Here is a 7911-nt window from a genome sequence, read left to right as displayed (position 1 = left end):
GATTTATATCGAAAAACGTTCTGCGTTTATTCCAACAACAAAAAGCAGCCGCCAGCATAATTGCTGACGGTTGCTTTTTGTTGTTCAGGTTATTTTTCTTCTTCCGGCCGCTTACCAAATTTATATTTATACTTAGGCATAGCTTTCGGCATGTCACAACAGTCATCATCTTCTTCTTCACAGCAATTGTGGTCATCATCATCTTCTTCACAGAAATCATCATCTTCTTCTTCTTCGCAGCAGTCATCGTCGTCGGAATCGCGGTCAGATGGTCCAAGACCGGTAGCACCGGCAAAAGTGTGGCAATGATCATCATCTTCACTTGTTGTACCTTCGAAATAATGGACATGGTTACAGTCCGGCATCTCAATGGCCGGGCCGGTCATAACATCTTCGGTATGCCAGTGGCCACATTCCCCTTCTTCAACAATAAAGGAAGTTCGGCCATGGATTCTGTGAACATGGGATCTACCCCTTTCCCGCGCCGGGCCACTAACACCCAAAATAATATGCTGATGGTCATCAGCCACATCGACCTCAGTAAGATAAGTATGAACATGTAACATATTGGGCCGGGGTTTATTGTGGTGATGTTTAGGTTTACGATCTTCTCCATTGATAGGCATAGCCTGTCGCACCTCCAAAAGATTTCGTATACCATATCCTATGCTTTAAACTGAGCATTGGCTACTAGTAATTAAGTTTACATATTATTTAAATGTGTCAACTTACTTTTACTAAGCATATAGTATAGTAACAAGCAATCAAGTTCTTGTATGGAGGGACGTAATGCCCAAAGATAAAAAATTCGGTAAACTACTTGCAACCCGTATGTTTGTCTTGGCCATAATAACCGGTCTTTTAATCTCTTTATGCACACCACTAACATATCTCGGTTGGGCCTGGAGAGCTAAACAAGCCGACACAGCAGCCCTCGCTCAACAAATTGCCCGGGAGGCACAGGAAATCATTATCAGCAGCCCAGATGCGCATCAACACAACTTACAGCTGCTTAACAGGTTGGTTTCGCACTATCAGCAAAAACCTGATATAAAGCATCTCAAAATAACCACCAACTGGTTAAACAGTGAAAGCTCAGCCACAACACCTTCACCATCAATATTTGATGTTACCCGGCGTGTAGATCTCACTTTTCATGGCACACCCTATGGTTACATTGAGCTAACAGCCACAGCTACTAGTGTAATTATGTCTACAATGCTCTTAGTTGGTATCTTCTTCGGGCTGGGACTATTGACAAATACCCTGCTATACCGTCTGCCGGTCGGTATAATTAGTGAAAATGAAAAGGATTTGGATATTATGACTGCCAAGCTGAAAAATAAGGCTGCCGAACTTGCGCATGTTCAAAACATTCTTGAGCAAGCATCATTCATTGACTGCAAAACCGGTCTGTGTAATACCAGCCAATCGATAAAATTCCTGGATGAGGAAATGGCAAAGATATCCTCATATGGCGGTTCACTGAGTGTCCTTATGATGGACATTGACCATTTTAAGCAATATAATGACCATTCCGGTTACACTCAGGGTGATGAAGTGCTTGTCACAATATCCACATTGTTAAAAACCTACATTCGCAACAATGATTTAGCCGGGCGGTTTGGCGGCGAAGAATTTATCATCATCCTGCCTGATGTTGATAAATTCCAGGCAATAGCCACTGCTGACAGGCTGCGCGTCAGCATCGAGAGATATCCTTTTCCTAACGAAGAACATCAACCTGCCAATAGAATTACTGTCAGTATTGGTATCTGCACCTATACCGGCGGTCCCTTGTCGGTTCAGCAGCTTATCGCCCAGGTTGAGCAAGCCCTGCAGCAAGCCAAAAATGACGGACGCAATACAGTTTCTATATACCAAACCACCTAAAAGACAAAATTGCGATTAGACCCATTCCCATAGTAAGGATAGCATTCCGGCACAGATAAGCCACAACAGCAGTCAGAATTCCAGCCAGGAGATAATGATTGTTCAGCGACAAATCAATCCAGCCTTGTGGCAAAATCACCCCCGGCACGATCAACGCTGTTAAAACAGCAGTCGGAAGATGTTTAAACCAGCGTTCAAACCAGGTTGGCAAGCCAGTTTTCTTCAATAATGCAACCGCCCCAAATCTGGTAAAAAAGGTTACTGCTGCCATCCCCAAAATAATCAGCATAATTTCATACCGCATGTTTATCCTCCTTTTCTAATATGCCGCCTGTAATGCTTGCAGCCAAACAGGCGGCTATTATATACCATTTCCCCGGAAAATAGGCTGCTCCCACTACGGCTACTATAGCAGCAACAAGGCAGACTGCAACACTGACATGATTTGTCAGCCGCGGCATCAGCATTGCCAGAAAAGTAGCCGGCATTGCAAAATCAAGACCCCAGGCCAGTGGGTCAGGTATATAGCTGCCCACTAATACACCAATGGTCGTAGAGGCGGCCCAGATAAAATAAAAGGCCCAGCTGCTCCCCATCTGATAATCGGCACTATACCCTTCTTTATCCGTCCGGTTCATTGTAACGCTATAAGACTCGTCAGTCAGAGAAAATGTTAACAGCAGTTGCCGGGCAAGCGGTAACTTTAGCAAATGTGGCGCCAGGGACACACCCATCAATAAATGTCTTAGATTGATTAATAGTGTAGTAAATACAATAAGACCCCAACCAGTAATCCCAGCCCCTAACATTGTGATACCGATAAATTGTGCCGCTCCGGCAAAGACCAGTAATGACATAAGTACTGTTTCTACAGGCGTCAGACCTGCCGCCAGCCCCATCACCCCGCAGGTAATACCAAAGGGTACAACCCCCAGCATGACAGGCAGGCTATCCTGCACCCCTTGCATATAATCTTTCATAACTCCCCCACCTTTTTTGTATTTATTTTATATTACTTGGCAGGAAAAACATTGTAAATATCCAATTACTAAATCAAAGAAGATAATTGGATATTTAGGGAGTTTTATTTGAAATGGATATATCCAAAATAATTAATAAGGGTTTGCTTACACCGCGTTCAACACTGTCGCTCTACAGCCAGATAGCAAATTTATTTGCTGAAAAAATTCAAAACCGGATTTTGCCTGCCGGGAGTAAACTACCACCCGAACGTGAACTGGCTGTCCTGTTAGGGGTAAGCCGCACAACAGCAATAAATGCTTACCGGCGTTTAGAGGAGCAAGGACTCATCATTACCAAAATCGGCAGTGGCACCTATGTGGCTGATTTGACACCACCCCTGCAACCAAACCCCGCCGTGCCCTGGTCCCAGTTATTTACCCCAAGTCCTAATACCCATCTGGCATCAATTCTACGTGAACTGATCGCATCTGCCACCACTGAGGATATTATCTCGTTGGCTGCAGGTATGCCTGACCCCACCCTCTATCCGCTTAAGCACTTTCACAGGCTGTTCAGCCAACAGTCCTCCCAGCTCAGCGGTTCTGACCTGGGCCATATCCCAACAGAAGGCTACATGCCGCTGCGCCAGGCTTTGGCTGCCAGGCTGATAAACAAAGGCTATGCTATTACACCGGAGAATACGATGATCGTTAGTGGCTCACAACAAGGGCTGTATTTAATCGCAAAGGTGTTTTTGGAACCTGGTGACTATGTTATTGTTGAGTCCCCTACCTATCTTGGTGCCATCCAGGTATTCAGCGCAGCCAATGCCCGCCTGCTCAGTCTGCCAACACTAAGTACTATGCCACTTGATCTGTTAGAAGATTACCTTGTCCGCTATCGCCCAAAATTGCTCTATATTATGCCAACATTTCAGAATCCTAATGGCCGGGTTATGCCGCTCGAAGAACGGCGTGAGCTTTTAAAACTGGCTGCCAAACACCGCCTGGTAATTGTGGAGGATGACCCCTACGGTGAATTGTATTATGATAAACAGCCGCCCCCCTCGCTTAAAGCACTTGACCCCTTCGGCGGTGTCATTGCCCTTGGTACGTTCTCCAAAATCCTTTTTCCCGGACTGCGCACAGGCTGGGTTGTTGCCCCGGAAACTGTAATTAACCGGTTTGCACTGGAAAAACAATACATAGATCTTCACAGCAGCAATATCTCCCAAAAACTACTTTTTGATTATCTTACAGAAGGGTTGCTTGAAGATCACCTGGACACGGTCCGCGCCGAATACAAAAAGCGCCGTGACTCTGTGGCCGGCGCCCTCCACCGCTACTGCGGCCCGCATCTGACTTTTACCTTGCCAACAGGCGGATTTTATTTTTGGTGCACACTTAACCAGGGTATCCTGACCCGGCAGTTATTGCATGAGGCAGGTAAAACCGGGGTATCTTTCGTGCCTGGTGAAGCCTTCTATGCTGATGCCTCTGGTTCCCGCGAGCTCCGGTTGTGCTTTACCACCCATTCGGAGGAACGCCTGCTGGAAGGCATTAAACGCTTAAGTACAGCGCTGCAGGTCCTTGTAAATAGCAATACCGGCAGTCATGTGCGGCCGGCGGCTACTCCTATAATTTAGTGAACTATTTGAGGAGGTTATACTATGCCTACTATTATGGCACCCCATGGTATGGTAACCACGCCCCACTATCTTGCGTCTCAGGCTGCCTTAAACATCCTGAAACAGGGAGGAAACGCGATAGAAGCAGCTATTACCGCTGCATCTGCCCTTAGTGTTGTATACCCGCATATGAATTCGATTGGTGGCGATAATTTCTGGCTTATTTATAATGCCGGGACCGGTGAGGTAAAATCATTAAACGCCAGTGGCCGGGCTGGCAGTTGTGCCACAATTCATCATTATAACACTCAGGGTTATACGACTATTCCTACCCGGGGCTATCTGGCTGCCAATACTGTCCCGGGCGTCATCTCCGGGTGGCAAAAAGCGTACGAGTATTCGCAGCATAACCTGGCAGGCTTATTTCCATGGTGCGATCTACTTGCAGAGGCAATTGGTTATGCCAAAAATGGGTTACCGGTTACCCCAAGTCAGGCATATTGGACATCGACTGCACTTGATCCGGCTAATCCGGAGTTTCATTCACTCAACCATTGCGAGGGGTTTCGCCGTACTTTCTTAAAAAAAGATGGCAACCACTACCAAGCCGGGGAATTATTCACCCAGTATGATCTTGCTGCCACCCTTGATCTAATTGCAACGAAAGGCGCAAATGAATTTTATCAAGGGTCCATAGCCAAACAACTGGTATCTGATTTACAAGCCAACGGGGGAGTGCTCACCCTTGACGACTTTAATCAGCATACCGCCGACTGGGTCCCTCCCCTTTGTGTAAGTTACCGGAACTATCAGGCCTATAACCTGCCGCCCAATACCCAGGGCCTGGCCTCACTGTCATTACTTAACATTCTCAATAATTATGATATCACTGCACTCGGTGAGGGAACAGCCGCTTATTATCATTTGCTCATTGAAGCAACCAAGCAAGCCTTTGCTGACAGGGATAGGTGGCTGACAGACCCGGATTTTGCCGATATACCACTCAGTTATCTGCTAGCCAAACAGCATGGATGCGATTTAGCTGCCCGCATTAATATGAGTAAAGCTGCCAATGAAGTCACAGTACTTGATCCGAAAGGTGATACCGTTTGGCTGGGGGTTGTAGACAATAAGGGCAATGCCGTCTCATTGATTCAAAGTATTTACTACGATTTCGGCTCAGGGGTAATCCCGCGAGAAACCGGCATATTATTGCAGAACAGAGGCAGTTACTTCTCCCTTGATCCCACTCACATAAATTGTCTTGCCCCACGGAAACGTACGTTTCATACCCTCAACCCTGCCATGCTGCTAAAAGATAATAAGCCTTATCTGGTCTATGGAACAATGGGTGGAGAAGGCCAACCGCAAACACAGGCAGCACTGGTAACCAGAATCGTAGATTTTGGTTTTAATGTCCAGGCCGCTATTGATGCGCCGCGCTGGCTATATGGCCGAAGCTGGGGTGCAATCTCCAATGATCTTAAAATAGAAGGCCGGGTACCGTCAGCAGTTGTTGAGCAACTTGCCAACCTGGGACACCCGGTTAAGACAGTTGATAATTTTACTGATATTATGGGGCACGCCGGGGCTATCCTCATTGATCCCGCCAATAACATAAAGCATGGTGGTGCTGATCCCCGTGGTGACGGCGCGGCTATCGGCTATTGATTTAAAGCAGCTCGCTGAGCTTCAGCAGGTTATATTGAGCAGCCTGTTCATACCTTTCCCGAAAGTATAGGGTCCGGTATATTGAGGGCCGTTGTAGAAATTGACCGATAACCTGCTGCCGTCCCTGCCGGTATTCTGCGTCAGGCAAGTGTCTGTACTCGGCCCTTATCTGATGCTCATAATCCAGGAATCCATTCCAGTCCCGCCCCAGAACCGCCAAATCAATATCAGTCAAATACGCCCCGTCCCGGCTGCTGCTACCGCCCCTATGATTTGTCAATAAGATTAACCTAACAGCCTGACGGCTAAATTCAGCCGTCAGCCCAAGCTCAGTCGCAGCATACGCAGCAGCGGCAGCACTTAATGTTTCATTGCTCCGGGCACCAGGCACACAGACAATATCATGAAACCACAATACATATTCCACCAGTTCAGGCTGCCCCAGCTCCTGCTTAATTTCATCCAGATACCTAAAACAATCAACAAGATGAGCAATGCCATGATAGTGACGGAAGTATTGTCTATAGCTGTCCACCAACATTGCAAATACCGCTTCCGCAGACTGAGAATCCGAACCAAACGGTGCAACAAAGGTCTGCCAGCGGGCAAAAAGATGTTCCACAGCAATCATCTCCAATATTTTTACTATTAATTTAGTATTTCTCATTGTGCTGCGTTACTTTCTCATAGCGCCTGCGTTTATATATACAAAGGGAGTTGATCAGATGTTTAAATCAATCAAAATATTAACCTTAGCGCTGCTGATAATGACAGCTGCGCTGCCAGTCAGCATGGCTGCCGAAAAGAATCCAAATATTACCGAAGTACAGGTAAGCGGTAGCTATCAGGAGGAAGTCGCCCCGGATATAGCCTACATCAATCTCGGTACCCTGACAGAAGCAGAAACTGTTGCCGCTGCCCAGGCGAAAAATGCCGAGATCTCAGCAAAATTGCGCCGCCAGTTGGAAGACTTAGGAATTAAGTCTGAATACATAAAAACGGCGCACTATTCGGTAACACCGCTCTACAAAAATGATGATGGCGGCCGCCGCACCCCCAGCATTATTGGTTATCAAATTACCAACAGCATCACAGTAACTGCATCACCCGAAAAAACAGGTGAGATTATCGATACCGCTCTTAACGCCGGTGCCAATCAAGTCAACAACATCCGCTTTGGCAAACAGGATGAATCTGATCTTAAAAACGCCGCCTTGGCTCAGGCCGTCCGCGATGCCATGAGCAAAGCTGAGGCTATTGCCACTGCGCTAAATAAACGTGTGGTCAGGGTTAAGGGAGTGTCTGAAACCGGGATCAATCTTCAGTCGCCAGAAATCGCCGGCCGGCTTTACAGCAAAAGCATGATGGCCGATGCCACACCGATTTCAGCCGGCCTGGTGATGCTAACAGCCAATGCCCAGGTAGTAGTAGAACTGGAATAGTGTAAGAAAAACCGCTGGCGCGGTCCTTTGGCTTTGCACATATCAGATAATCCTGGAATACAAGGAAATGGTTTTACTTTTGGCATTGACCCAAAAGTAACAAAAAGTCTAGGCCCAAAGCCTCCAAAAGCTGAAAAGCCGGACGGTCTTCCTAAAATCCGTAAACTCGCTACATGAACTGGTACCCTAAATTAGGACAGTGAGAAGAAATCCGTTTTAGGAAGCGATGAGATGATCCCGATATTGATTCGGGGTCATCTTTTTTAATCCCCATTGATAACGACGACAATTATAATACTCAATGTATTCATCTAT

At 46.6% G+C, this 7911-nt stretch carries 9 protein-coding genes; 4 read left to right on the top strand and 5 right to left on the bottom strand.

Features of this window, described 5'->3' with window-relative positions:
* Positions 1-89 precede the first annotated feature (89 nt).
* Complete coding sequence (locus VN379_RS08465) at positions 90-626, bottom strand: YmaF family protein (RefSeq protein ID WP_325532774.1); 537 nt, start codon at positions 624-626, stop codon at positions 90-92.
* Positions 627-789: 163 nt separating this feature from the next.
* Between VN379_RS08465 and VN379_RS08460 the strand changes: the two genes are divergently transcribed.
* On the top strand, positions 790-1893 hold the full coding sequence (locus VN379_RS08460; RefSeq protein ID WP_325532772.1) for a GGDEF domain-containing protein: 1104 nt from the start codon (positions 790-792) through the stop codon (positions 1891-1893).
* Here the strand turns inward: VN379_RS08460 and VN379_RS08455 are convergent.
* Positions 1874-2197 (bottom strand): AzlD domain-containing protein, encoded by a 324-nt coding sequence (locus VN379_RS08455; RefSeq protein ID WP_325532770.1) that lies wholly within the window; start codon positions 2195-2197, stop codon positions 1874-1876. The genes VN379_RS08460 and VN379_RS08455 overlap by 20 nt on opposite strands.
* Entirely contained in the window at positions 2187-2873 is a 687-nt protein-coding gene (locus VN379_RS08450) for an AzlC family ABC transporter permease (RefSeq protein WP_325532768.1), read from the bottom strand. Before VN379_RS08450 ends, VN379_RS08455 begins: the two co-directional genes overlap by 11 nt.
* 113 nt (positions 2874-2986) lie before the next feature.
* Between VN379_RS08450 and VN379_RS08445 the strand changes: the two genes are divergently transcribed.
* Together VN379_RS08445 and ggt are read left to right on the top strand one after the other, a co-directional pair.
* Complete coding sequence (locus VN379_RS08445; RefSeq protein ID WP_325532766.1) at positions 2987-4501, top strand: PLP-dependent aminotransferase family protein; 1515 nt, start codon at positions 2987-2989, stop codon at positions 4499-4501.
* Between the two features lie 24 nt (positions 4502-4525).
* Positions 4526-6154, top strand: a complete 1629-nt coding sequence (ggt, locus tag VN379_RS08440) for a gamma-glutamyltransferase (protein WP_325532764.1) — start codon at positions 4526-4528, stop codon at positions 6152-6154.
* Position 6155: 1 nt separating this feature from the next.
* On the opposite strand, the gene VN379_RS08435 is transcribed toward ggt, so the two are convergent.
* A complete protein-coding gene (locus tag VN379_RS08435; RefSeq protein WP_325532763.1) occupies positions 6156-6776 on the bottom strand; it encodes a hypothetical protein in 621 nt (206 codons plus the stop codon).
* A 103-nt stretch (positions 6777-6879) separates the two neighbouring features.
* Here VN379_RS08435 and VN379_RS08430 point away from each other — a divergent pair, with 103 nt between their 5' ends.
* Positions 6880-7596: an SIMPL domain-containing protein gene (locus VN379_RS08430; RefSeq protein ID WP_325532762.1), complete on the top strand. Its 717-nt coding sequence runs from the start codon at positions 6880-6882 to the stop codon at positions 7594-7596.
* 216 nt (positions 7597-7812) lie between these two features.
* Here VN379_RS08430 and VN379_RS08425 read toward each other — a convergent pair.
* On the bottom strand, positions 7813-7911 hold a 99-nt coding region (locus VN379_RS08425), incomplete at its 5' end, for an IS3 family transposase (protein WP_325532776.1).

It is taken from the genome of Sporomusa sp. (assembly GCF_035561255.1).
Taxonomy (GTDB): domain Bacteria; phylum Bacillota; class Negativicutes; order Sporomusales; family Sporomusaceae; genus Sporomusa.
The sequence above is the reverse complement of the archived record's forward strand: the minus strand, read 5'-3'. Positions and strand labels throughout refer to the sequence as shown.

Coding starts and splice junctions, on each gene's coding strand:
- VN379_RS08465 (WP_325532774.1), bottom strand. CDS start 626: ATGCCTATCAATGGAGAAGATCGTAAACCTAAACATCACCACAATAAA.
- VN379_RS08460 (WP_325532772.1), top strand. CDS start 790: ATGCCCAAAGATAAAAAATTCGGTAAACTACTTGCAACCCGTATGTTT.
- VN379_RS08455 (WP_325532770.1), bottom strand. CDS start 2,197: ATGCGGTATGAAATTATGCTGATTATTTTGGGGATGGCAGCAGTAACC.
- VN379_RS08450 (WP_325532768.1), bottom strand. CDS start 2,873: ATGAAAGATTATATGCAAGGGGTGCAGGATAGCCTGCCTGTCATGCTG.
- VN379_RS08445 (WP_325532766.1), top strand. CDS start 2,987: ATGGATATATCCAAAATAATTAATAAGGGTTTGCTTACACCGCGTTCA.
- ggt (WP_325532764.1), top strand. CDS start 4,526: ATGCCTACTATTATGGCACCCCATGGTATGGTAACCACGCCCCACTAT.
- VN379_RS08430 (WP_325532762.1), top strand. CDS start 6,880: ATGTTTAAATCAATCAAAATATTAACCTTAGCGCTGCTGATAATGACA.